Source organism: Sphingobacterium sp. Ag1, from assembly GCF_000988325.1.
Classification (GTDB): Bacteria; Bacteroidota; Bacteroidia; order Sphingobacteriales; family Sphingobacteriaceae; genus Sphingobacterium.
This window is the reverse complement of sequence record NZ_LBGU01000015.1, coordinates 1-24069: the sequence shown is the minus strand read 5'-3', so window position 1 is coordinate 24069 and position 24069 is coordinate 1. Positions and strand designations below refer to the sequence as shown.

Here is a 24069-nt window from a genome sequence, read left to right as displayed (position 1 = left end):
AATTGCGAAGTGATTAACAGATTTCTTTACAATTGCCTTCTCTTTTTTAAGAACCGCACTACTTTAATCGCTAGCATGGTTCTTTGAGACTTCCATCTTTGTATAGTAGACGGAAGGCTAAATATCCCGAGGCAAATACAAGAACAGGGCTCTGATACTAAGAAGATATCACTTATATATAAATGAACGCATTTGAAATAATCGGTGGAAAACCGTTAAAGGGAGAGATTATTCCTCAAGGAGCAAAAAATGAGGCCTTACAGATCCTTTCTGCAGTTTTACTGACAGAAGAACCTATGACCATCAGTAATATCCCAGATATTAAGGATGTCAATAAGTTGATCGATCTATTGGCTGCTTTAGGTGTTAAAATTAATCGCATAGATAAGGACACATACGTTTTTGAGGCTAAAGACATAAATATAGACTATTTCCAGTCACCTGAATTTAAAGAAAAAGGCGGCGGATTGCGCGGCTCGATCATGATTGTCGGCCCTTTGTTGGCCCGATTTGGAAAGGCCGCTATTCCGAAACCTGGGGGGGATAAAATCGGACGTAGACGATTGGATACACACTTTTTAGGCTTTGAAAAATTGGGTGCTAAGTTTGTATACGATGCGACTACCCATTTTTTTAACGTTGACGCGACAGAGTTAAAGGGAAGTTATATCCTTTTGGACGAAGCTTCTGTGACGGGTACCGCGAATATCGTGATGGCTGCTGTATTGGCAAAAGGGACAACAACGATATACAATGCTGCCTGTGAGCCCTATTTGCAACAACTATGTAAGATGTTGAATCGCATGGGAGCAAAAATATCCGGTATTGGATCTAATTTGTTGACTATCGAAGGGGTAGAGCGCCTTGGCGGAACTTCACACCGGATGTTGCCTGATATGATTGAAATAGGTTCTTTCATCGGACTTGCAGCAATGACCGGTTCAGAAATTACCATTAAGGATGTCTGTTTCGAAGAACTGGGTGTTATTCCATCTGTATTTTCACGCTTAGGTATCAAGTTTGAATTACGTGGTGATGATATTTTTATCCCGGCGCAAGAATCTTATGAAATCGATACATTTATCGATGGGTCTATCCTGACGATTTCGGATGCACCTTGGCCAGGTTTTACACCCGATTTATTAAGTATCGTACTTGTTGTGGCGACTCAGGCAAAAGGAAATGTATTGATCCACCAAAAAATGTTCGAGAGCCGTTTGTTTTTCGTCGACAAATTGATTGATATGGGCGCCCAGATCATTTTGTGCGATCCACACCGTGCAACCGTTATTGGACTGAATAAATCACACCACCTAAGAGGTATTGAAATGACTTCGCCAGATATTCGTGCCGGCGTGTCTTTATTAATTGCAGCGCTATCTGCCAAAGGAAAATCGGTGATCCACAATATCGAACAGATAGAGCGTGGCTATCAAGATATCGAAGAGCGCTTGCGTAAATTAGGAGCAGATATTAAACGTATCGATGCCGAACCAAAAGGACACTAAGTATAACAACTAGCCTGTCTGCTAGCACAAGATAATAAAAGCCCCGGATATAAATTCCGGGGCTTTTCTGTGATATCTGCGTCAAATAAGGTAAATTTGTCTATACTACATTTAAACAGCTATAGATATGGAAAAATATCTAAAAAAGTACGCCTTAGTTTTCCCGTTATTAGGCATAGTGCTTCTTTTTCACAATTGTCAATCCTCTACACCTAAAGAGGTTAAGCTACATGAAGAATCAAATACAACAACTGACATCCGCTCTGCTAAACGGATCAATGCTGCGGTAATCGTACAAAAAGTTACTTTTCCCAATATGCCTTTTGCTGAACTAATCAAGTTGATGAATCTGACCAAAGACAGTTCACCTGCTGCATTGTGGAAAGCCATATCCGCACTACCTCAAGCTGAACATATGAAGAAACATAACTTTGATATTGAACATCCCCTGCAGCGTATGGAGCTGATGCTTGTTCCTTTACGCAAAATGGAAATTAAATTTGATCAACAACAGGCAAAATCTAATGCGGAGGGGCTGACGTACCGATTGGAAAATTATGTAAATTATAACAAAGGTTCAGGCGAGGTTTTTATTGCAAATAGTGGCAATGAGGCTATCCATGTAGGAGTGAACTATCCGGAAGGGAAACTTAATGGATTGGCGAAAGTGCAGATACGCATAAATCCTAAAGAGTATATGATTGATAAGACCGGGAAAACAAAAGTAATTGCCGGAATTACCTGTCAGCAGGCTATTTACAATAAAATTGATACAATGGATAAGGCGCTCCCTAAATTTGTCGTTTGGAAGAGTCCACGGATTCCGAAAGGAATCAATTTGCTACATCCTTATGTGTTTGACGAAAACGAAGGAATTCTTGAAATTGATGCCTATCTCAACGCGGATGAAAATTCCCTATTGCGCTTTACGACCACTGCTGTTGTCGAAAAGCAATTTGAACCCAAAGAATTTGAGGTAACAAAAGCACATGTTAAGCTTGATGGGGCCAAGGATCAAAACAACATCGAAAAGAGTGTATTTGATGTGGTGTTTCATTAGAGAACCCCAAAAAAGGAAACACCATAAAAAAGGAGTTGATCATCTGATCAACTCCTTTTTTATTTGGGCGATATGTAAAAGTTTACATTAAAGGAGCTGGTGCTTCTTCTTCAAATAAAGGAAATTCCTTGATAATGTTGTACCATGTGATAACCTTTTTAATATCCGAAGAATAAACACGTGATTCATCATGGCCAGGAGCTACCTCACGGAAGAATTCTCTTAATGTAGCGCCATCAGATTTTGTATCCGGTAAAGCGATGCCTTTCTCCTTGATTGTTTCAAAAATATTCAATAGACGAATTTCTTCTTCTTCACCATAGATGGTGATATCTTCCAAAGTCGCCATTTTCGTAGAAGATAAACTTACTACAGTTTTAATTTTTGCCTGATCGAGGGTTTCTAAAATAAAACCACCTTTATTTTGTCCAACCAATTTGAACAATCCTGGTTTACCAGTTACGGATACTAATGCTCTTAAATTCATTTTAATACTATTTAAATCTCCAAGAATTAATCTTCGATAACTTCAATTGATAAAATACGGTCACCTTGTCTGATATCGTCAACGATGTCTACGTTTTCGATTACTTTTCCAAAACAAGTATGGTTACGATCTAAATGCGCAGTGTTGTTGCGGCTATGACAGATGAAAAATTGAGAACCACCTGTATTACGGCCTGCATGAGCCATAGACAATACACCTCTGTCGTGGTATTGGTTTTCACCTGTTAATTCACAGTCAATTTTATAACCAGGGCCACCTGTTCCAGGGATTCCAGCAGCACCTTCACGTGAATTTGGACATCCACCTTGAATAACGAAATCAGGGATCACACGGTGAAACGCTAGTCCATCATAATATCCTGATTTAGCAAGTTTGATAAAATTGGCTACTGTATTTGGAGCATCGGCTGTGTAGAACTCCACAGTCATGTCGCCTTTTTCTGTTTTAATAATTGCTTTACTCATATTCAAAAATTTTTATGAAATACAAAGATAACGTTTCAGAGTGAAATGTGAAGTAAATCCCGATGGCCAATTTTTTTTAATTGATAGATTGTGTATTTCTCAGGATATTAAGTAACTGTTTTTTTTGTATATTTATGTACGCTAGCCAATTATAATTAACTGTAGATGTCAAATCCGTACAAATTAGTCATTCGGGAGTGGGCAGAGGCCGACCGTCCGAGAGAGAAGCTATTAAGCCAGGGACGTAGAGCGCTTACCGATGCAGAACTATTGGCTATCCTGATCGGCTCGGGATCTAAAAATGAAAGTGCTGTCGAACTATGCCGGCGCATATTGGCCGATGTCAAAAATAACCTGCACACCCTTTCGATGATGGAAGTCTCGGAACTCAGCCTATATAAAGGGATAGGCGAAGCAAAAGCCATTGCCATTCTTGCGGCATTGGAGCTTGCCCGCCGCAAAAACGACCAGCCCGCAGAAGAACGTAAGCTCGTAAATAGTAGCCGTTTCGTTTACAACTTGATGAAACCCATCCTGCAGGATCTGCCCCATGAAGAGTTTTGGACCCTGTATTTGAACACGGGGTATAAAATATTGGACAAACAGCTCATCGGCCGTGGGGGTAATGACTTTACGCCGGTCGATGTTCGGATTATATTACGATCCGCACTAAGCCTTAAAGCACATGCTATTATATTAGTTCATAACCATCCCTCGGGCACCTTATATCCCAGCAATGCTGACAAAATTCTGACGCAAAAAATTGTTGAAGCCTCTAAAATTATGGATATTAGAGTTGCCGATCATTTAATCTTTACCGATAACGGTTATTATAGTTTTAAAGATGAAGGGATAATCGACTAGTTACAGCAATTCTTAGTATGAACAAAAACAGTATTGATAGATTCACAGACAGGGTTGTCGATTATGAGAAATTTAGACCTTGTTATCCAAAAGAGATTATTCAGGTGCTTAAAGAACAGATAGGGCTGGATAAAAAGTGGCTGGTTGCCGATATCGGTAGTGGCACAGGGTTATCTACGCAACTTTTTCTCGAAAATGGAAATGACGTTTTTGCCGTTGAACCCAACCGGGAAATGCGTGAATCTTTGCTGCATCATTTTAAAACCTATCGGAATTTAATCGCGCTGAATGCCACCGCCGAAAATACATCCATTGAGTCTGGCTGTGTCGATCTTATTTTTGCCGGCCAATCCTTTCATTGGTTTGACCGGAATGCATGTAAAAGGGAGTTCGCTCGGATCCTCACCGAAAATGGACATATTGTGTTGGTCTGGAACCAGCGTGATCCGGACGACGCTTTTCAACAGGAATATGAAGATTTTCTGCTCAGTCATATACCAAGTTATCAATCTGTCAGTCACAAAAACATCAGTGATGATGATCTCAAACAATTTTTTGGGTTACGTCCAATGACCAAAATAACCTTGCCGAATCAACAGATATTGGATCTTCGGTCATTCTTGGGAAGAGTACGTTCATCATCCTATTTTCCAAAAGAGCAAGCTGAAAACAAAACGCTCTATGACGATCTCCATACCCTTTTCGAGAAGTACGCAATCTCTGAGCGTATCGTATTCAAGTATATTACCGAAATTTATATTAGTTAACTAAGAAATCGGAATTTGCAAAGCTTCTTTCGTCGCATTTTTTCTCTTCCAGTCGAAAACTCTTCGTATAGGAGAAGAATGAAACGGGAAGATTAAGATGAACAACGTTAGGATTACCCCAATAATAAAAAGCCCGGTATAGGTGTCGCGTAAGGATAGCAGCGAGGCTTGGACCTGCACCGATTTCATTATATTCACTCTTTGGAATACCAAGCTATTTGTTTTATCGATTATACCAGCAAGGTTATTGGCGTGAGTAACCTGTAGGTGGTAATACCAATTGGCAATGACGTTTGACCAGACTACAGGGACCAAAAATGAACGTGTAAGAATTAAAAATACTAAGCCAGAAAGGTAATATTTGCTGGGGATATTGCCGGCCATATATACGCCTATTCCAATGTAAGAGGTGATCACCCCCATTCCTCTTAATGTCAACGGGAGATAGAATAAAGCCGTGTTTGTCTGTTGATCGATAATCCTTGCAAAGAAAAAACAAGATAGGGCATAGCAGGCCGCCGAGAATGCCAAAATAAACTTGCATTTCTTTGTTATTTTGAAATATACATAAGCGATTACTGCGCCAATCATATAACCAGGGATCACATAGGTATTTATTTCGGCGACTTCCAAAGGATTTGTACCAAGCGTAATTCCTAAAAGAGAGGAGTACAGCGAAGTTGAGCTATAAAAAATGCCAAAAATAAAAATTGTTCCAATGGAGATCGGTAGAATCCGTGTTGAAAAGGCTTCAAAATTTAAGAGTGATTTTCGGATTAATGCACTTCTGTTTATAAAGAGTATGAAAAAACAGAGTGATGCAATTCCGGTGACCAAAATAAATTTGGAATGAAACCAATTTTGTGTCAGGCCGTATGTGCTGAAATAAGCAAAATTCAATAAGGAAATACAAAGTAAAATACTTCCAAACCAGTCATATTGATACAGTGGGACCTTTTTAAAATCTGACGATTTCATACAGATAATGCAGATTAACAACGCTACCGCCAGTAATATATTTTGAAATAGAAAGACAGTTTCCCAATAGAAATGTGTTGCAAATAGAACAGATACATAGCTCGCCAAGGCTGGAATGATCATTGTCATGGGATAGTAGACCGCATATAATTGATAGCGTTCTCCACGCGGCATAAGAAAAGGGATCATTTCCCCAATGATCGCCATCGTAACGATGATCTTGGCACTTCCGATAAAAAATGTAGCCATACAGATGTTGACACCATTATTGGCATGTTCCAAAATCGCATTGGAAGCGAGGATAATGAAGATGGAAACGATTAATATCGTCTTTTTGGAAAATAATTTCAATAGCCTAAATACCAGCGGTATGGCACATACCATCCCAGCATAGTAACAATATGTAGCCATACTCAGATCTGCAGTGATACCGGCGTATCCATTCATGACATACGTGTTAATGGACGTTGGGATGCCATTATTGAAGGAAAATATAATATTGAGCACAAATAGGAAGAATAATTCCCATCCTGAACCCAACCAATCTCTGAATATACGATCTTTCATGATTATCTAACACGTATGATGGCATTCATACCTACGCGAAGCAGGGCGAGATCTTTTGGAGTATTGGATGCCGTAAAATTAATTCTAACCGGAATGCGCTGTTGCACCTTGACAAAGTTTCCCGTGGAGTTGTCTACTGGAACTGCAGAATACTTAGATCCTGTTGCTTCGGATATGGCGGCTACTTCACCTTCGAATGTCTTCCCAGCCAATGCATCAATTTCAATCTTGACTTTTGCCCCGAGGGCGATATTTTTTAATTGACTTTCGGTATAATTTGCGGTTATCCATTTCTGCTCATCACGGACAATATTGACCAATGGTGTACCATTTTGCACCAATTGGCCCTCTTCTATCGTCCGCCGTCCTAATACACCATCATAAGGCGCAGTGATAACCGTATACGAAAGGTTTAATTTGGCAAGATCAATCGCAGATTCGGCCTTTAGCAATGCGGCATCATTGACTGAAAGCTTCTGTTCAGACTCATGTGTATTGAGTTTGGACACACGCTCTTGTGCCAAAAGTGCTTTATATTTGGCCAACATGGCCTCATAATCTGCTTTTACCTGATCGAATTGATATTGTGTTACTGCTTCATCTTTCACCAGACTCTCGTAACGCTTATAATTCAATTCCATATTATCTAGCCGGGCTTTCATCTCATCAATATTGGCATTTGCTATCGTCGTGCTATTGCTGGCAATGGCAATTCCAGATTGAGATATTGTTTTACTGGCTTTGGCATCGGCTAGCGTGGCTAGCGCATTTTGTAATAAAATTCTGTACTCCGCATCATCAATAATGACGAGTGTATCGCCTTTGTGGACTTTTTGATGCTCATCAAATCGAACTGTTTTGATATAACCGCTGATACGCGAATTTATAGGAGTAATATGGGCGTCTACTTGGGCATCATCTGTATAAACAGATTCGTTGATGTGGAAAAAGACTAGGATACCCCATATAATGGTAACCACAATGACGACTGCAGATAGGATATTGATGACCCATATTTTCCGCCTTCGCTTTATCTCTTTCTCACTTAATGTTGAATTACTCATGACTCAATTACTTTTCTTCTTTTTTTGAAAATCAGGGCTCCCGATACTATTGCTTCTCAATAATGGAGGTCAATTTTTCGAGAGTTTCTGTAATTTCCAATACTTTGTTTTCTGCTATCTCCTGTAGGATCACACGGTAAAGTTCTTGCTGGACAGGGTCTAACAATGTCCTATATTCGTCTCCCTTTACCGTTAATTCGATTAAATTATTTCGTCTGTCATTGGGATCGCTGACGCGCCTAACCAGGTCCCGTTTACACAGGTTATCAATCAGCGGAGTAACACTAGCTTTGTTTTTTTGTATCGCTGTAGCTATATCTTGCTGATTCATTTGCTCCTTTTTCCACAGTGCTGCCAATACTTGCAACATTTCGTAGGTGATATCCAATTGCTGTTCCTTTATTTTCTGGATATAGTATTGTTTTAAGCTCGTCCGTAAAGCAATGATACTGTCCACTAAGGGTTTTACTGGATTCATGGATTCGTTTTTCATAATACAAAGTTAAATATAAAACAGTTAAATATCAAACTAATTTGCTTTAGTTAAAAATGTGTTAAAGATGAGTGCTTTAGCGAGGGATGGCATTTTATTTGGGAGTACTTGAACGAAAGGAAAAAAGATATGTTAGGAGTTGAATTAATCTTCTTTAAACGTTGCCTACTGCCACTGCTGATTTTAGGCGGTGGGATTAGTACTGTAAGGGCGCAGCAAATGCATGCTTTTAATAACTTAGAAACCGATTATCATTTTGTATATCGGTGGCTAGATCCATTCTTCCCTTTAAGCCCTCAGGTAGATGCGATGAGCTTATATGTTGCGCGAAGTGATAAAGAGCCTGAACAGCTGGAGAAAATAAAAACGTCAACGGGAAAACAGCGTTTTACGGGCAGGGTGAGTGAGCGGATATATGAAGGCTCGGAAGTAACTGCCAGCGCTGGAGAATCGTTAGAGAATATAACCTATAGGTCCACTAATTCACCCACGCGGTATCGTGTTGCAATTGATCGACGCATTAACGAGCGTTATAATGGAAAGCCTGTATTTATAGATGCGAAGGGGGTAAAATATATAATTGATTCGAAATTTAGAAAACAACTTGTTGAATAATTCCTTGGCTAAGTTAAAAGTATGTTAAAAATGTTTTGTTCAAGAAATTAAATCAAAATATGGCATTTGTATTGTACTTTTATTTACAATTATTTAAATAACAATTGAGTTATGAAAGCAATAAATCGTTTCAAAAAAATCACAGCTGCATTAGCTTTGATCGCTGCAGTGGGATTGGGACAATCCTATGCACAAACGGCTCCCAAAAAAATGGAAAAGGAAGCCAAAAAGTCTGAACAAAAAGTAAAAGAAGTAAAGACTAAAGCCAACGAGGCCGAAACGAAAACGAAGGCAGCACCGGTGAAAGCTACAGCGAAGAAGGAAGCTGCAGTCAAAGAGAAGAAGGAAGCTGCAGTCAAAGAGAAGAAGGAAGCTGCAGTCAAAGAGCAGCCAGCGCAGACAAAAAAGATGGCTGACACAAAAACACTGCCAGCCGCACCGATGGAAGCGAAGGAAAAAGCCGTGAAAAAAGAAAGTGCTAAAGCTGAAAAAAAAGTTACTGCTGTTAAAAAAGATGCGGTAGCTGCAGCTGATAAAGCGACTAGTGAAAAATACAACGGCCATACCATCTATGTCGGTCCAAAAGGAGGAAGATACTATATCAACGGAAATGGTAACAAAACATACATTTCTGACAAAAAATAAAGAGCAGCTGAAAACGAATTATAGTAAAAAAAGGGAACATCGATTGATGTCCCTTTTTTGTTTTCAATAGTTTACCGTAACAAATTCATTAAATAGTTTTTGTCTAGATAAAAGGCATCTATACTTCCACCATCATCCAAAATACTGTTGCTAATCTCCTTTTTATGTTGCTGTAAGGTTTGAATTTTATCTTCGACTGTGTTAGGGCTGATTAATCGAACAGCGGTAACCGTCTTTTGTTGTCCCATACGATAGATCCTGTCGATTGCCTGTTGTTCAACAGCAGGATTCCACCAGGGGTCTACCAGGTATACAACATCCGCTGCGGTAAGATTAAGTCCCGTACCACCGGCTTTGAGACTGACCAAAAAAACGGGAATATCCTTGTCGGATTGAAAGTCACTAACCAATTTACCTCGATCTTTGGATTGGCCTGTGAGCATCAGCGAACGAATACCTTGTTTGTCCAAAGCCTCTTTAATCAGGTTGAGCATACTGACAAACTGGGAAAACACGATCATTTTGTGCTGGTCTTTTTTATGCTGAATCTGTTCGATAAGCATTTCGATTTTGGCAGAGTCTGCAGCAGTAGTCAGATCTTCATTTTGGAGAAGTTTGCTTGAATTACATATCTGGCGCAATTTTGTTAGGCCTTTTAGCACATGCATGGGGCTTTTCTTGATTTCATCGCCATCTTTAGCAGAGATAAAATCCCGAAACTCTTTTTCATAAAGATCATAAATTCGCCGTTGGGCAGTTTTCATCTCACAGTAGAGGACCAGTTCATTTTTCGCAGGAAGATCACGCAATACATCCTGCTTTGTTCTCCGGAGAATAAAAGGCTTTATTTTCTCTTTCAGCACTTTTTTTCGCTTGCGGTCGTGGAAAGCATCTATAGGAGTCGTATAGACATCTTTGAAATATTTTTTGCTTCCTAGTAGACCTGGCACAATAAAGGAAAGCTGTGCATAAAGATCCATCGTATTATTCTCGATAGGAGTTCCCGTTAAGATGATGCGATTTCTTGATTTTAACAAATTTACGGTCTTGTATCGCTGGGAATCCGGGTTTTTGATTTGCTGCGATTCATCTAAGATGACATAATTGAAGGTTATTCGCTTTAGGATATTGATATCCGTCAGCAGGTTGTGATAAGAAATTAAAACCAGGTCGTATTGTTCAAACTGCAGCCCTTTCTCTATTCTATTTGGACCATCTAGGACGAGCGTTTGGAACGATGGAAGAAATTGTTGGATTTCATGCCGCCAATTAAAAATTAAGGTCGTGGGAAGTACAAGTAATGTTGGTGCAGATTGTCCCTTTGCTTTTTGAGTAGCCAGAAAGGCTAATATCTGGATTGTTTTGCCAAGTCCCATGTCATCGGCAAGACAGGCGCCAAAGTTAAGCCCGTCCAAGAAATGTAGCCATTGTAAGCCCTGCTGCTGATAAGGACGTAAGTTTCCGACAAAAGTGGGCGGTACCTGGACTTCGGATAGCGAGGGAAAATGAGCGAGCTGCTTTCTCAAGGTGCTGAGCTCTGCCAACACGATGGGGTCTAGCTCCGCTTGTTCAAATAATTGATCGATCTCATTGAATTTGTATTTTGGAATTTCAATGAAATCATCAGCTATCGATTCGGCAGCATTAAAATAGGCCTCAAATTTATCGAGCCACTGTTTCGGTAAAATCCCCTGGGTGCCATCATCCAAGGTAATAAATTGCGAGCGGTTCCGTACCGCCTTTTCAAGTTTTTTTAGCGAGACACTTTTGGGGCCAAATGACACCTTTATATTGGCATTGAACCAATTTTGTCCACTGAGGACCTCCACATGTATTTTTCCTTTAAAACGACTTAATTTATTTCCACGTAGCGCGTTAAATCCGATGATCTGTATCCCTTGATGCTGCCACTCCTCAAAAGCATCCAGAAACCAGTTGCTGTCCAGAAAGTATTTGCGGTGCAGATAAAAATGCTGAAAGCTTCCCTCATCCATTTGCTCCTGAAAATAGGGATGCTGTTTCAGTAACAGTGAAATAACTTTTGTTTCAGCTTCACGTTTCCGATCGACCAAAAATTGCATACCCTTGCTGTCCGTGCCAAATATATTCCGCTTACTTAAAATGGGAATTTCGACCTCACCATAACGCATAACAGGAATAAGGTTGACAAAATCTTCCGATTCCTCCAAAAACAAAAGGGGCTGCATGTCCTGATAATATAGGTTTTCCTTCAACTGTGGCTTGCTTGCTTTTGGAATATCGTTAAAATTCAACTCCACGGAATGTGCGATCTGTTCCAAAAACAACCTGTTGAACTCTTCGAACTTACGTTGATGGATCAACAATTGTTCCCCCTTGTTGCCAAATAAACGGATCAACTTAAGGTGATGTTTATTCTCAATCAGAAAAAGTTGATTTTTGATGAGAATAAAATGGTCCAAAAGAACAACTAAATCCTGTAAACTGTAGGCAATGGTATGGATATGAATTTCTCCCTGAATGGCATAAAATGCACCTTTTTTTGTAATAAAGAGCTTAATATCACCTTTGTTTAGGCTTAATTGTACCCGCGATAATGTGGAGGCTGTAATATTTTCGGATTTCTCATAGTCATGCAGGTAAAAATCGAGATGTAAGGGGTTTTTTGCAATCGCCTTCAGGCTGGAGCTAATATCAATATCCTGTTGCACAGCTTGAGAAAATTGATAAACAGCTGTGTAAAATTGCATTTCCTCAATCGAGCTGCTTTGCCAGATATGAGACTGGCTCTCACTGGAAGAAACCGGTTTTTTTGGTACGCCGGATTTCGTCATGGGGGATTGACACAGGAGTATTTGTAGATTTTTGTAATACCGGTTGCGCGTTAACACCACAAAATGATGTCGCTGTTCGACTGTCGTCTTGGCTTTTGGGGCAAGAGATTCCTCCACGAGATCAAAGTCATCGATAGAGGTTAACTGTTTGTCTTTTAACAGAAATTCCAGCTTCCCCGCTTTGATCTGTGCGGAAAAGTAGTTTTCTAGGGATGATTCCTTCTCCAGCCCATACTGTGTCGCAACTTTCTTGAGAAGATGCTGATAGCGGTTGTGGTCAAAAAATGCCAGCCAATTCTCCTGTGTAAATAATTTACTTAAAGCCGCCTTTTGATGACGACAGAATCCACTTTGTGGACAATTGCAAAAGACGGCTGTTGTGGGTGCCGTATAAATGATCATCACTTCAAAATCGGTGTAATTCTCCAGTACCTGAAAAGTTGCCTGATTGACCTCCATCTCCATCGCATTGACCTGGAAATGGGCCAGTGTCAGGTCCATCCAAGGAAAATAAGAATAGCGGCTCACCTTGGTGAAATCGATATCGGTCAATATGTACTGATGGAATTCCATGATCCTTGATTAAAAATTAAAACTCATTCCGCCATAATAATTACGTAATGGGGCAGGATTAAAATACCGTCCTCCAAAAGCATTGATATCGTTTCCAAGACTATATTTTTGATTGAGTAGATTGTCGGCCCCTACAAAAAATCTGATTTTATACTGTGAACAGACAGCTTTGCTCCAGGATAATTTGCCTTGCAAAAGATGATACCGTTTTGCATAAACAGTGTTTGCATCGTCCAGTGGTATTGCGGCTGTTAAATTGGAAAGAAGATCCAATTGGAATTCATTCGGGAAGAGTATATTCAACGAATTTACCCATACCGTTTTAGGGACCGCAGGGAGTTTATTGTCCTTATAGTTTTTGTCGCCTATCTGATAGGTTTTGAAACTGTAGTCGTTGAGGGAAAAATTACTGGTCAGTTGTAGGCTACGGACCATACCGGTCGCTTGAGGCCTGATCAAATAGACGAATAGCGATGCTTCCAGTCCCTTTTGGTTTATTTTACCCGCATTTTGAAAATATTCTGCACCATTGTCCCGTACCTGCCGGATAATGGCATTATTCATTTGATAGGTGTAGGCCGCTGCATCTAAAATAATCCGCCGATTCCACAAATGCCAACGCAGTCCCAGTTCGTGGTTTGTACCTGTTTCTGGCTTCAGCATCGTATTAATTGTATTGTCTGACGAGCGTACCTCAGCAACAGTTGGTGCAGAGAAACCTTTAGAAATCGAGGCTCTTAGTGCGAACATTGGTGTGATCAAATACGATAGAGCAGCTCGTGGCATCCATGTACTTCCGAAGTCAATGTTTTCTTTGTTCTCCTGTGGAACAGGGTAACGTTGCTGGTAGCTAATTTTATTCTCATTTAATCCGAGTGACAGCTCTACCTGAAGACGCTCCAGCCACTCCAGCTGGGTGCGTGCAAAAAATGATTGCTGACTGTTTTCCAATTTGTCCTTGGCCTGAGGATCGGTAGCGACACCTTGGGCGTTGTCATAATTGTCGATAGCATACCAACCCTTTTGCGCTTCCAATCCCAGTTGGACTTCATATTTTAAATCTCTGCTCAACAGATCTGCATAAGATAAATACAGGCGCGTTCCTAAGTTCTTTTCATCTCTTTTCTCGTAATTGGTGATGAAGGGATTTTTGATCTGATTGGATGAACCAAATACACTCGCGAATAAGGTCATCTTAGAACTGAGATGCGTCTGGTTGCTCAGTCCACCAAAGAATGTTTTATCGTAGATTGCTGCTTTTTGTTCAGCAGCACCAGGGTTTGGTCCGCCCTTTGGCCGGGCTTGCCTGCGGTCGCTTTCCATTTGCGCTGCGGTGAGCCCTCCCGGAGTTTGGTAACCGAGATCCGAATAGAGGCCCGTGAATTTTAATTCGGATGTCTTTGCGTATTGCCAATTGTAATTGAGCTGGATATTCTTTTTGTTTAAGGCTGAATTTTGGCGATAACCGTCACTTCTCGTCCAACTCTGATTGATGGCAAGTTGTTGCGTCTTGCTGACGGGTAATATTGCATTCAGCTGTTCCTGGAAAAGACCGTAGGAGCCTCCCGTTAATTGGAGATTGACTTGAGGTTGTGTAGATCGATCAAATCCTTTACTATATAAGGAGAGTACACCGCCTGAATTGGCCCCGTAGATCGATCCGTCCGGACCTTTCAATATATTGATTTGCTCGATTGCATAGGGATCGAGCACGTTAAGATAGGTGTTCCCGCCGGCGTCAGTAAGCGGAAAGTCATCCAGATAGATTTTGACATTGCGAACACCAAAAGGCGAGCGGATCATACTCCCACGGAGTGCAAGCCGGTAACTTCCAGGAGAACGTTCTTCCATCCGTAAACCCGGTACCCTGTTCATTGCCGAAACCAGAGAGGGCGACTGCTGGGATTGGATCGCTTGGCTGCTTAACACAGCCGCAGAAGATGTCAATCGCAGGAGCGGTTGTTTATTGAAGTAGGCCTTCACTTCGACTTGTTCTAGCCGATTAGTCGTAGTATCCACTTCTTGCGCATATAATTTGCTACATAAACCAAGGGTAGCAAGTAGGTAATATCTTTTCATCGTTCGGGTTAGTTCGGCTTAGTCTGCAAATTCTTGACTGAAATAAATTTCAAAAACCTGCTTTTTCTTATTGTATTTTAAGCATTGAAAATTCGCATATACGGAGCTCGTCGGTACACAAAGACTGTTGGCCATGGCATCTTTTGAGATGTTTTTGTTCAAACATCCCTGCTGCAAATCAAAGTTTCTGTTCGTAGAAATATCGGTCACATTAAAGGAATTGTCGTCAATCAGGTAATTTGAATTGTTTAAACGAATATAATCCTCTTGATAAATCAGTTCGGAAGCCACGAGATAATCGAGGGTTCCAAAGCCGGATGAACAATCCAGATTCTGAAGGGTATTGACAACTTTTAATTCTTTATACAATGTGTTGAATGTATTGTTTTTACGATCCGATAGGATGATTTCGATGCGATGATTATCTTTATTGTACACAATATACCCAAGGTCATCGGCACCATTTTCAAAGATATTCCCTTTAGTTATCGCTAAAACAGCTAAGTTGGGATGCCCAAGAAAATAATCCTTCTGGTCCGCAGGTAGTGTCGTCGTTAACTTCTGATGAAGTTTATCGAAGAGACTTGCATCATTCATTTTCATTAACTGCTGCGCTTGTTCTTTTACCCTGCCTTCAAAACGTGGACTATCGTAGCTCGACGTATCCGATGGGAGCGACGCGGAGGCAGGAAGGGCTACTTGTTCTTTCTTTTGGTCTTCACTTTTCGTTGATGTTGGTGTTGGCGTCTTTGCTTGATGACAGGAAACAAGACCTAAACATAATGGAATGTATAGAAAAAAGGTTTTTAAATTCATGATGAAGTATCGTCAATGCCTATGCAGTCACTCTTCATGCAGAGAAAGAGCAACAACATCGGCTAATTTAGTTATTTTATGGCAAAGAAAGCTGCCGTAGCCTGGAATTAGAACGCTTCATTCAGCCCCAAAAAGAAACCACGGGAACCATATTTTCCAAAGGCATAGTCCAAACATAGATTTGTGCGTGTTGCTTTGTTAAAGAGAACCCGTAATCCGGCACCACCCCCAGGTTGCCACCTTTCAAAAAGTTTGGTGCCCAGTTCGTCGCTGGCAGTCTGTAGGTTAAAAAAAGCAGCTCCGCTCAAAAAGCGATTCTTTAAAATTGGGAAGCGGTATTCTGTTTCAGCATAACCGAAAGAAATTCCTTTAAAATAACCGATGGTATAACCGCGGCCGCTTCTGACGGCTACGTCCCTTCCTGTTCCTGGAAGATCAAAATAGGGAAGTGTACCACCAAGTTTATAGGAACCCCAATACCAGAAGGCGAGTACATGAGCCGGATCGGACTGGGATAGACTAAAGTATTTGCGAAAGTCGGTGGTAAGCTGTACCGCACTCTTACTGCTGCCCAGCAATGTGGTGTTCCATCGCACACCGATATCCGAATAGATGCCCTTATAAGGCCTGTTGGGATTGTCTCTGGTCATATATTGCATATTGAGCAGTAGGCCGTTGGAATTGTAACTGTCGGGCTCGAAGCCATGTTTTTCGGTGTAGATGGTATTGGGCGTAACGTTGCCATTGGGGCCGCTGCTGGTTATTTTCCGTCGTAAGTCAAACGCCAGTCCGGCTCCAACAAATAGCCCGTCGGCGATGCGTTTATAGACTTTTTCATTAAATGTAAATGCATTATATTTTGCGCCGTATTTCTTATGGTCGGGGTTGGCAAGAATCTCTTCATCGGCATTATTCCATTTCCCATGGGGAGTCATGCCCAGCCCTGCGTCTAAAGCCACCATTTTGACAAGTGCAAAAGCACCCTGAAAATTTAGTTTGTTGTTCGGAGTAAATACATTGTGGCTGATATAGAAGACCATAATATTTTTCGTGGTGATCGAGGCGGATGTCGCTGCGATCGACATGGTCGTTGTTTTGGGATCACCCAGTACTTTCCCGGCGACAGCCTTGATTCCAATCTGGCCACCAATGGTTGGGTTGTAAGCAATGTTGGGCATTAAGGTGATGGGAGAACGTTTACTTGCATGTTCCTTTTTTCGTTTGGGATGTATTATTCTTCCGATGAGATCCGATATATCGTATTGACTGGCCAAGGCCGAGTCACGCTGCTGTTTGTACTGTGCAACAGAGTCTGCTTTCACATCAGTTTGGGCTGCAAGGAGTGTAGGGATTGAAATTAAAAGTATTCCTAAAAAAGCGTATCGGAAGAAATCGTTATAACGTAAAAGTTGATGCATACATTCGGGCTTATCTTAAAACTAAACGTAAAAAAAAATAAAATGTTTTCTCCGGCACTTGGAGCCTGTCTTTTTGATGGTTGAACAAATGCGAATAGGGTATTGTGTTGGAGAAGTTTATTTTTCTGGCGAAGCTGTAGAATTAAACTTGCAAATCACAGCAAATTTATCTTAGTTTGATTATTTAAACTAGGATATGATAGGACGCACTATATTGAATTACGGATTGACGTTGCTTTTATTGACGGGGGCTGCTCATGCACAAGAACTGTATACCCCAAGGAATATTCAGCAAGCGATCGCAAAGGGGACCCGTACCACAACGGGCACACCGGGAAAAAACTATTGGCAGAATTTTGGGAAGTATGATGTGCGGGTGCAATTGGATCCGGCTACAAAGACGGTGAGTGGAACAGAGACTATTCTGTACACAAACCATAGTCCCGATACATTGAATCGCTTGGCTATCCGATTTGTCAACAATGTGCACAAACCCAATGCGGTACGTGCGGCATACGCTTCGGACGATTACCTAACTTCGGGTCTAAAGATAAAGTCGTTTAAACTAAATGGTCAAGTTTACGACGTAAACAGCAAGGACTGGGGAACGGTGAAGTTAGGCGATTTTGGGCAGAAAATCCTTCCGGGAAGTACTGCAACGTTGGACATTAGCTGGGAATACCCTTTATCTGCCGAAAGCGACCGTGAAGGACTGCTGAATGCGTCTACCTTTTATTGTGCTTACGCGTATCCGCGTGTGTCTGTATACGACGATTACAATGGCTGGGATCTGCTGGAACATAATGGCCGACAAGAATTCTACAATGGTTTCAACGATTATCAATTTGAGATATCCGTTCCGAAGAACTTTGTTGTGTGGGCGACAGGTGAATTGACCAATGCCGCTGATGTACTGCAGAAACCTATTCTGGACCGTTTCGAAAAATCAAAAGTTAGCGATACCCCAATACATATCGCGACTGATGCTGAAATGAAATCGGGGAAGGTGACAGCGCAAGAAGCCTGGAATAAGTGGAAATTCAAAGCAAGCTATGTACCTGATTTTTGTTTCAGTGTGAGTGACAATTATATCTGGGATGGCGGGAGTGTAGATTTGGGAAGCAAGCGCGTGAGTGTGCAATCCAGCTATGTCGCCGGAACGCCAGATTTTGAACAATATATTGGCTGGCAACAATACTGTATTAACTGGTTTTCTAAAAATTGGCCTGGTGTCACCTATCCATACCCAACAATGACGGCCGTTCAGGGATTTGCAGATATGGAATATCCGATGATGATCAACGATTCGAGTGTTCCTGATAATCTTGTGGATGCACGGCAAACAGCAGACCATGAAATTGCACATACTTATTTTCCTTTTTACATGGGTATCAATGAGACACGATACGGTTATATGGATGAAGGCTGGGCTACTGCATTGGAATTCTGGATCGGAAATGCAGAGATCGGTGCCGAAAAAAACAAAGAGCTTTTTAAGGATGCTCGCGTAAAGCGCTATATTTTTGACCCTTCTACAGAAGAAGATCAACCCCTGATTACGATGACCTCTCAGTTAAGTGGTTTAGGGTATGGTAATAATGCTTACATCAAGGCCGCGTTGTCTTATATTGCATTACGGGATTATCTGGGCGATGAACTGTTTAAAAAAGCATTACATCATTATATGGAGTTATGGCATGGAAAGCATCCTACGCCTTGGGACTTCTTTTACAGTATCAACGCCGGAGCTGGGCAAAATTTAAATTGGTATTGGAAAAATTGGTATTTTACCAATAATTACATCGACCTTAAAGTGGATAGCTTTAAGCAACTCGGCGGTAAAAATACACTTACAATCACCAATGTAGGAGGATTTGCAATTCCGTTTGATGTGTTGATTACCTATGCGGATGGATCGGTGGAGACAAAACATCAAACTCCAGCAATTTGGCAACACAATGAAAAACAGACAAGCATGACTTGGAGTTCGACCAAAAAGGTGAAAAATATTACCTTGGACGGTGGTATTTTTATGGATTACACAGCTAAAGACAACAGCTGGAACGTTATAAAGTAACCCGATTGATCGTGTCAGCCTTTATGTTCTGAAAAGGTTGACACGATTGTTTACTGAATCCTGTTGTAGTCTGCGGAAAAATAGCTGTTCGTTGGTGTCAGCCTTGCCCCGCTACGAACGGCTACAGCTGATCGATGCTTCGAAATGTCAGATTAATTCGTGCGCTGAATGCCTTCTTTGTCGGTGGAAGCCGATGCAGCCAATAGGTTTGTGTAACACCTTTCATCACCAATAAGCTTCCATGCCCCAAGATGATGTCTATTTTTTCTTTGCTCGTTTTGTGTTTAAAAGCGAATTTCCGTTCAGCACCAAAGCTTAAAGAAGCAATTGCTCCATTTTTTTTGAGATCTTTTTCACCGTCACTGTGCCAGGCCATTCCCTCGTCGCCATTGTGATACAGATTCAACAGGCAGGAATTATAGGTTTCCTGTGTTTGCTCTTCGGCAATTTTTTTCAGTTCAAGAAGTTCCTGTGTCCAGGGAAGCGCCCTTTTAGTGGTGTTGGAATAACTATATTCGAAAGCCTGATCGCCATACCAAGCCACCTTTCGCTTGGTGACGATTTCATTTCCAAAAATAATGGCGCGATCATTTACCCATTCGATCGAGTCCATGAGTTTATCAAAATAGTGGTTTGCTTCCTGCGGAGACAGTATTTTGCCATAATAATTGACAGTCCCATCGTAAGGGAGTAGATTTCTATTGCCATCGAAGAGATTGTCGAAAAGTTCCATGTTATCGTATTGTGTGTGTTTACTAAATAGCGGTATGTAAAGTCTCCCATCCGATCATCGCTGTTTTCCGCATCGGATCCCATCGGTAGCCGCCAAATATTCCGCTGTTTTGTATCACCCGATGACAAGGGATAAGGTAAGCGATCGGATTGCTTCCGATAGCTGTACCGACAGCACGGGAGGCCTTGGGGTTTCCGATTTGAGAAGCGATGGCACCGTAAGTACTTAAGTTACCCATAGGGATTTTTAATAAAGCTTCCCAGACCTTCAATTGAAAATCACTGCCTTTTAAATGCAATTTTACCTGACGGATGTCTTTGTCTTGTGGATTTAATGCTTTGAGTGCATTCTCGTGCATGCTATTTCCCTGTTGTAGGTATGTTGCGTTCGGAAACCGTTGCTGAAGAGAGTCAAAAGCTGTTAAGTTGTCATCCGCGTAGGCGATATGACAAATACCTTTAGAAGTGGATGCAATGAGCATTGTGCCGAATAAGCTCTGATAATAGGCGTAGGAAATCAATAGATTGGAGCCTTCATTTTTATATTCAGCGGGAGTCATCCCCTCAATATTGATGAATAGCTCATGAAGTCTACTGCTGCTGGAAAGGCCAAGCTGAAATGTTGTTTCAGCAATGTTATTTTCCTTGAGCAATGATTTTGCATGATTTATACTCACATACTGTAAGAATTTCTTGGGACTTGTACCTGCCCATGCGGTAAACATGCGTTGAAAATGAGCTTCACTCATGTAAACATGAGAAGCGATCTGACCCAATGTAGGCTGTGTCTTAAAGTTTTCCTGTAAGAAATGTATGGCCTTGGCGATACGTTGAAAATCTACTTCTTGTTGAATAGTCATGATTGTTCATTTAATTTATACAAAGTTGCTAATAAGAAGAAGTCTTTAAAATCCGATTTATGCTAAATTAAATGTTGGATGAAGGATATTTGTCCGAATGACCCAAGGATTTATCTGGTGCAACTAGATCGCGGATCAGTTGTTTGAGTTCTTTTATTTCGGGGAATCGACCCGCTCTTTTTCGATCGAAAATCTCCTGATCCGCTACCCGTACGGTATAACGGCCTGCAATTTCGCTGGGGACCAGCATAACGCCATGGATTTCATCCGTGAACGAACTCAGCACCTCCTGCGCCATATAGGCGGCACGCAGCATCCAATTGCATTTTGGACAATATTCAATTTCAATAACAGGTTTTGTTGCCATGAGTTAAGTTAAAGTGCGTTGTTTTGTTTTAAACAAATTTATCGATCCTAGCGCTGCAATCAAAGCGCTTTTTGTCATGGAAATTTCGAGATCATTTCCAACTCGTTGGCGTATAGTGTAAAACCCGTCCATTTCATATAAAGGCCGCCTATTCCAATGGTCTTTTACTCGGTCAATGGAATGGGCGGCTCGTTTTGGATATACCCGATCGGTGTGCTGGAGGCTTACCCGATTTTCAAAGAAGTCATGGTCAGCGATCCAGCCACTGAATTGTCGTTGAAGAGAAACAGCTCGTCATTTTTCTCCTGTAAACCCAAGGTATAGATTAAAGGGAGGTAATGTTCAGGCGTCGGAATTGCCAAGTCAAACTCTTTGCCCTGTTTTCTGAAATCGATGAGCGCCTGATGATTGCCGTTCTGGATGAATTGCTTCATTTTTTCGTTGGCTATCGTGGCCCACTCATACGCATAGCCTGCCGTATCGAGTTTGTCCCAGGCGACCATCCGTAAGTTGTGTACCATATTGCCACTCCCTATAATGAGCACCCCTTTTTTTCTTAGCGCGTTTAATTGCTGTGCAATCTCGTAATGGTATGCTGCAGGCTGTGTGTAATCGATGCTCATTTGAATAATTGGAACGTCTGCATCAGGATATAGATGTTTGACGACTGACCAGGAACCATGGTCCAATCCCCATTTGTCGTCGAGGTGAACATCCGCTTTGCTGACGACACGTTGCGTTTCCAAAGCGAGTGCTGGGCTTCCTGGAGCTGGATATTGGACATCAAAGAGTGCCTGAGGAAAGCCGCCAAAATCATGAATTGTGGCGGGGTGCTCCATCGCTGTGACAAATGTTCCACGTGTTTCCCAGTGTGCGGAAACAACAAGAATCGCCTTCGGTTTCTCGAAAGTTTGACCTATTTTTTTGAAGCCCTGCACAAATTCGTTGTCCTCTATGGCGTTCATGGGACTTCCATGTCCTAAAAATAAGACCGGAAATTTATCCGTTGCCTCTAGTTCCTCGGAAAATTTATAGAGCGAGTTTGCTTTATGTGCTACTCCAGCTAATGGTAATGTTGCCATAATTTTAATAAAATCCTTTCTACGCATTTGATATGATGTGACTGCGTCAATTTTTACTACAAAGGTAGGGGATGGGGCTGGCTAGGCGGTATAACTATCTTGTCAATCTGTTGTACTATTCGGAAATCTGTCGTACGCTATTCGGAAATAAGTTTTTGAATTTCATTTCTAAATTCCGAAGGCGTCATGCCGGCTTTCTTTTTGAAGACATTGGTAAAGTAAGCTTTGTCTTGGTAGCCGAGTTCAAAGCCGATTTCCGAGATCGTTTTAGTCGTTGTCAACAAGAGGTTTTTTGCTTCAATAAGTTTCCGTGTTTCGATGATCTCAGAAACGCTTTGTTGTAATATGCTCTGACAAATTAAATTTAGGTTTCTTGCGGACATAAAAAGCTTCTCTGCGTAAAAATTAACGCCTTCGGGACGACGGTAGTTCTCTTCCAGTATAGATAGAAAGCTTGTGAACGTTGTACTCTGATTTTTTAATTGCTGTTGGCTGTCTGGAAATTGCCTTTTCCGTTCAGATTCAATCATGGTAAAGATAGTGCTCAATAGCTGTTTGATGACGGCATAATCTACGCTCGTTTGTAAGCATTCCTGCTGCATTAGTTCACATAAGATCGTCAATCTGCCGAAGCAATTGGGGCTGGCAAAGGTTAAGGTTGCATTTTCATGAAAGTGGGCGTAGAGCTGGAATGTCGTTTCGGGGATAAATTCACTTTTAAATCGAATGACCCAAAATTCAATACTACCGTTATGCAAAAGAGGTTTAACGCGGTGGGTTTTGCCCTGAGTGACAAAACTTATAAAAGGAGCGGTGTAGGTTGTTGTTTTAAAATCGATAAAATGCTCGAGCTTTCCTGTCACACCAATAATCAATTCCTCGAAATCATGTTGATGTATTTCGTTTTTGGATTGCTGTATGCGCAATGCCTCGTCGGCATCAACTTTATAAATTTTGAAAAGTCCGTTCAAAATAAGGAAGATTTTAATTTGCTATTTACGAATATACGGTTTCAATTACATATTGTTTGTCAAAGACTATTTGGCTTTTCATATTGATATTTTGCTTGTTTCAGCGGCAGTTTTGACAAAAGCGGAAGTCTGTTGTTACGTCGCTTAGGTTCAAATTGTATACTGATTTATAATTAACACCATTATAGCACCGTTTTAACAGGGGGTTAATAGGGGTACAACCCCTGCTAAACCCCTGTTAACCCCCTGTTATCCCCCTGTAATACCCCTATCAATTACTAACAAAAGTTGAACGGAATTGATAATAGATCCGGTGCGAAGCCTGCCTGCATAATATTTATGATTAACGTGGGTTCTCAGAAGGCCCATTCCGGACTAGGATCAGCCATCCCAGCCTTCCGACCACCTGTTTTACAAAAAGAATCTCGCACCCTTACAGGCAGTTAAGGGGAAAATGAAATAAATAAGAACAAAAGGCTTGGAAGTTTGTCTGTAAACTCCCTATCTTTGCACCACTCCGCAAGGGAGGGACGGTTACCGCGAAAGCAGGGAACCATGAAAAAAGAAGGGTTTAAGGTAGTTTGGCAGGATTTAAAATCCCGCTGGGTTTATTTTAAACGCGGAAATCGGAAAAGAGAAAAGAAAAAAAACTTCAGAAAGTTTTTGGAAGTTCAGAAAAGATTTCTACCTTTGCAGTCCCAACGGAAACGAAGGGAAAAACGAAAAAGATAAAGAGGGGCGCAATGCC

21 protein-coding genes are annotated in these 24069 nt (G+C 41.2%); 7 read left to right on the top strand and 14 right to left on the bottom strand.

Going from position 1 to position 24069, the window contains the following annotated elements; all coding sequences use genetic code 11:
- Window positions 1-182 precede the first annotated feature (182 nt).
- Window positions 183-1508, top strand: a complete 1326-nt coding sequence (murA, locus tag AAW12_RS01205; RefSeq protein WP_046671805.1) for a UDP-N-acetylglucosamine 1-carboxyvinyltransferase — start codon at window positions 183-185, stop codon at window positions 1506-1508.
- A gap of 127 nt (window positions 1509-1635) precedes the next feature.
- Window positions 1636-2568: a hypothetical protein gene (locus AAW12_RS01200; RefSeq protein ID WP_046671804.1), complete on the top strand. Its 933-nt coding sequence runs from the start codon at window positions 1636-1638 to the stop codon at window positions 2566-2568.
- Between the two features lie 82 nt (window positions 2569-2650).
- Here the strand turns inward: AAW12_RS01200 and AAW12_RS01195 are convergent, their stop codons facing one another.
- Together AAW12_RS01195 and AAW12_RS01190 are read right to left on the bottom strand one after the other, a co-directional pair.
- On the bottom strand, window positions 2651-3055 hold the full coding sequence (locus tag AAW12_RS01195) for a DUF5606 domain-containing protein (RefSeq protein ID WP_046671803.1): 405 nt from the start codon (window positions 3053-3055) through the stop codon (window positions 2651-2653).
- A gap of 26 nt (window positions 3056-3081) precedes the next feature.
- Complete coding sequence (locus tag AAW12_RS01190; protein ID WP_046671802.1) at window positions 3082-3540, bottom strand: peptidylprolyl isomerase; 459 nt, start codon at window positions 3538-3540, stop codon at window positions 3082-3084.
- Between the two features lie 165 nt (window positions 3541-3705).
- Here AAW12_RS01190 and radC point away from each other — a divergent pair, with 165 nt between their 5' ends.
- Both radC and AAW12_RS01180 read left to right on the top strand, forming a co-directional pair.
- Entirely contained in the window at window positions 3706-4404 is a 699-nt protein-coding gene (gene radC, locus AAW12_RS01185; protein WP_046671801.1) for a RadC family protein, read from the top strand.
- A 17-nt stretch (window positions 4405-4421) separates the two neighbouring features.
- Complete coding sequence (locus AAW12_RS01180; RefSeq protein WP_046671800.1) at window positions 4422-5171, top strand: class I SAM-dependent methyltransferase; 750 nt, start codon at window positions 4422-4424, stop codon at window positions 5169-5171.
- Here the strand turns inward: AAW12_RS01180 and AAW12_RS01175 are convergent, their stop codons facing one another.
- Genes AAW12_RS01175 through AAW12_RS01165 form a run of 3 tightly spaced genes read right to left on the bottom strand, consistent with a single transcriptional unit; the run spans window position 5172 to window position 8273 of the window.
- Window positions 5172-6716: an MFS transporter gene (locus tag AAW12_RS01175; protein WP_046671799.1), complete on the bottom strand. Its 1545-nt coding sequence runs from the start codon at window positions 6714-6716 to the stop codon at window positions 5172-5174. It abuts the gene before it with no gap.
- Between the two features lie 2 nt (window positions 6717-6718).
- Window positions 6719-7780, bottom strand: coding sequence for an HlyD family secretion protein (locus AAW12_RS01170; protein WP_046671798.1), 1062 nt, complete (start codon window positions 7778-7780; stop codon window positions 6719-6721).
- Between the two features lie 46 nt (window positions 7781-7826).
- Window positions 7827-8273 carry a MarR family winged helix-turn-helix transcriptional regulator gene (locus AAW12_RS01165; RefSeq protein ID WP_046671797.1) on the bottom strand — a complete coding sequence of 149 codons (447 nt, stop codon included), beginning with the start codon at window positions 8271-8273 and terminating at the stop codon, window positions 7827-7829.
- 129 nt (window positions 8274-8402) lie between these two features.
- Here AAW12_RS01165 and AAW12_RS01160 point away from each other — a divergent pair, with 129 nt between their 5' ends.
- Together AAW12_RS01160 and AAW12_RS01155 are read left to right on the top strand one after the other, a co-directional pair.
- Window positions 8403-8888: a hypothetical protein gene (locus tag AAW12_RS01160; RefSeq protein WP_046671796.1), complete on the top strand. Its 486-nt coding sequence runs from the start codon at window positions 8403-8405 to the stop codon at window positions 8886-8888.
- A gap of 111 nt (window positions 8889-8999) precedes the next feature.
- Window positions 9000-9533: a hypothetical protein gene (locus AAW12_RS01155; protein ID WP_046671795.1), complete on the top strand. Its 534-nt coding sequence runs from the start codon at window positions 9000-9002 to the stop codon at window positions 9531-9533.
- Window positions 9534-9604: 71 nt separating this feature from the next.
- Here AAW12_RS01155 and AAW12_RS01150 read toward each other — a convergent pair whose 3' ends face one another.
- The 4 genes from AAW12_RS01150 to AAW12_RS01135 all read right to left on the bottom strand — a co-directional run bounded on the left by AAW12_RS01150 (window position 9605) and on the right by AAW12_RS01135 (window position 17232).
- A complete protein-coding gene (locus AAW12_RS01150) occupies window positions 9605-12919 on the bottom strand; it encodes a DEAD/DEAH box helicase (RefSeq protein WP_046671794.1) in 3315 nt (1104 codons plus the stop codon).
- Between the two features lie 9 nt (window positions 12920-12928).
- Complete coding sequence (locus AAW12_RS01145) at window positions 12929-14998, bottom strand: TonB-dependent receptor (protein WP_046671793.1); 2070 nt, start codon at window positions 14996-14998, stop codon at window positions 12929-12931.
- An 18-nt stretch (window positions 14999-15016) separates the two neighbouring features.
- The gene (locus tag AAW12_RS01140) at window positions 15017-15814 is read right to left on the bottom strand and encodes a hypothetical protein (RefSeq protein ID WP_046671792.1); all 798 of its coding nucleotides are present in this window, start codon (window positions 15812-15814) and stop codon (window positions 15017-15019) included.
- A gap of 107 nt (window positions 15815-15921) precedes the next feature.
- Window positions 15922-17232: a BamA/TamA family outer membrane protein gene (locus AAW12_RS01135; protein WP_053003481.1), complete on the bottom strand. Its 1311-nt coding sequence runs from the start codon at window positions 17230-17232 to the stop codon at window positions 15922-15924.
- Window positions 17233-17428: 196 nt separating this feature from the next.
- Between AAW12_RS01135 and AAW12_RS01130 the strand changes: the two genes are divergently transcribed.
- Window positions 17429-19309 carry a M1 family metallopeptidase gene (locus AAW12_RS01130; protein ID WP_046671791.1) on the top strand — a complete coding sequence of 627 codons (1881 nt, stop codon included), beginning with the start codon at window positions 17429-17431 and terminating at the stop codon, window positions 19307-19309.
- Window positions 19310-19430: 121 nt separating this feature from the next.
- Here the strand turns inward: AAW12_RS01130 and AAW12_RS01125 are convergent, their stop codons facing one another.
- From AAW12_RS01125 to AAW12_RS01105, 5 genes are all read right to left on the bottom strand, one after another.
- Complete coding sequence (locus AAW12_RS01125) at window positions 19431-20042, bottom strand: alpha-ketoglutarate-dependent dioxygenase AlkB family protein (RefSeq protein WP_046671790.1); 612 nt, start codon at window positions 20040-20042, stop codon at window positions 19431-19433.
- A 22-nt stretch (window positions 20043-20064) separates the two neighbouring features.
- Window positions 20065-20901, bottom strand: a complete 837-nt coding sequence (locus AAW12_RS01120; RefSeq protein WP_197083954.1) for a methylated-DNA--[protein]-cysteine S-methyltransferase — start codon at window positions 20899-20901, stop codon at window positions 20065-20067.
- A 67-nt stretch (window positions 20902-20968) separates the two neighbouring features.
- A complete protein-coding gene (locus AAW12_RS01115) occupies window positions 20969-21268 on the bottom strand; it encodes a SelT/SelW/SelH family protein (RefSeq protein WP_046671789.1) in 300 nt (99 codons plus the stop codon).
- 224 nt (window positions 21269-21492) lie between these two features.
- Window positions 21493-22350 (bottom strand): 4,5-DOPA dioxygenase extradiol, encoded by an 858-nt coding sequence (gene ygiD / locus AAW12_RS01110; RefSeq protein ID WP_197083953.1) that lies wholly within the window; start codon window positions 22348-22350, stop codon window positions 21493-21495.
- Between the two features lie 137 nt (window positions 22351-22487).
- Entirely contained in the window at window positions 22488-23321 is an 834-nt protein-coding gene (locus AAW12_RS01105; protein WP_046671787.1) for a helix-turn-helix transcriptional regulator, read from the bottom strand.
- Between the last annotated feature and the right edge of the window lie 748 nt (window positions 23322-24069).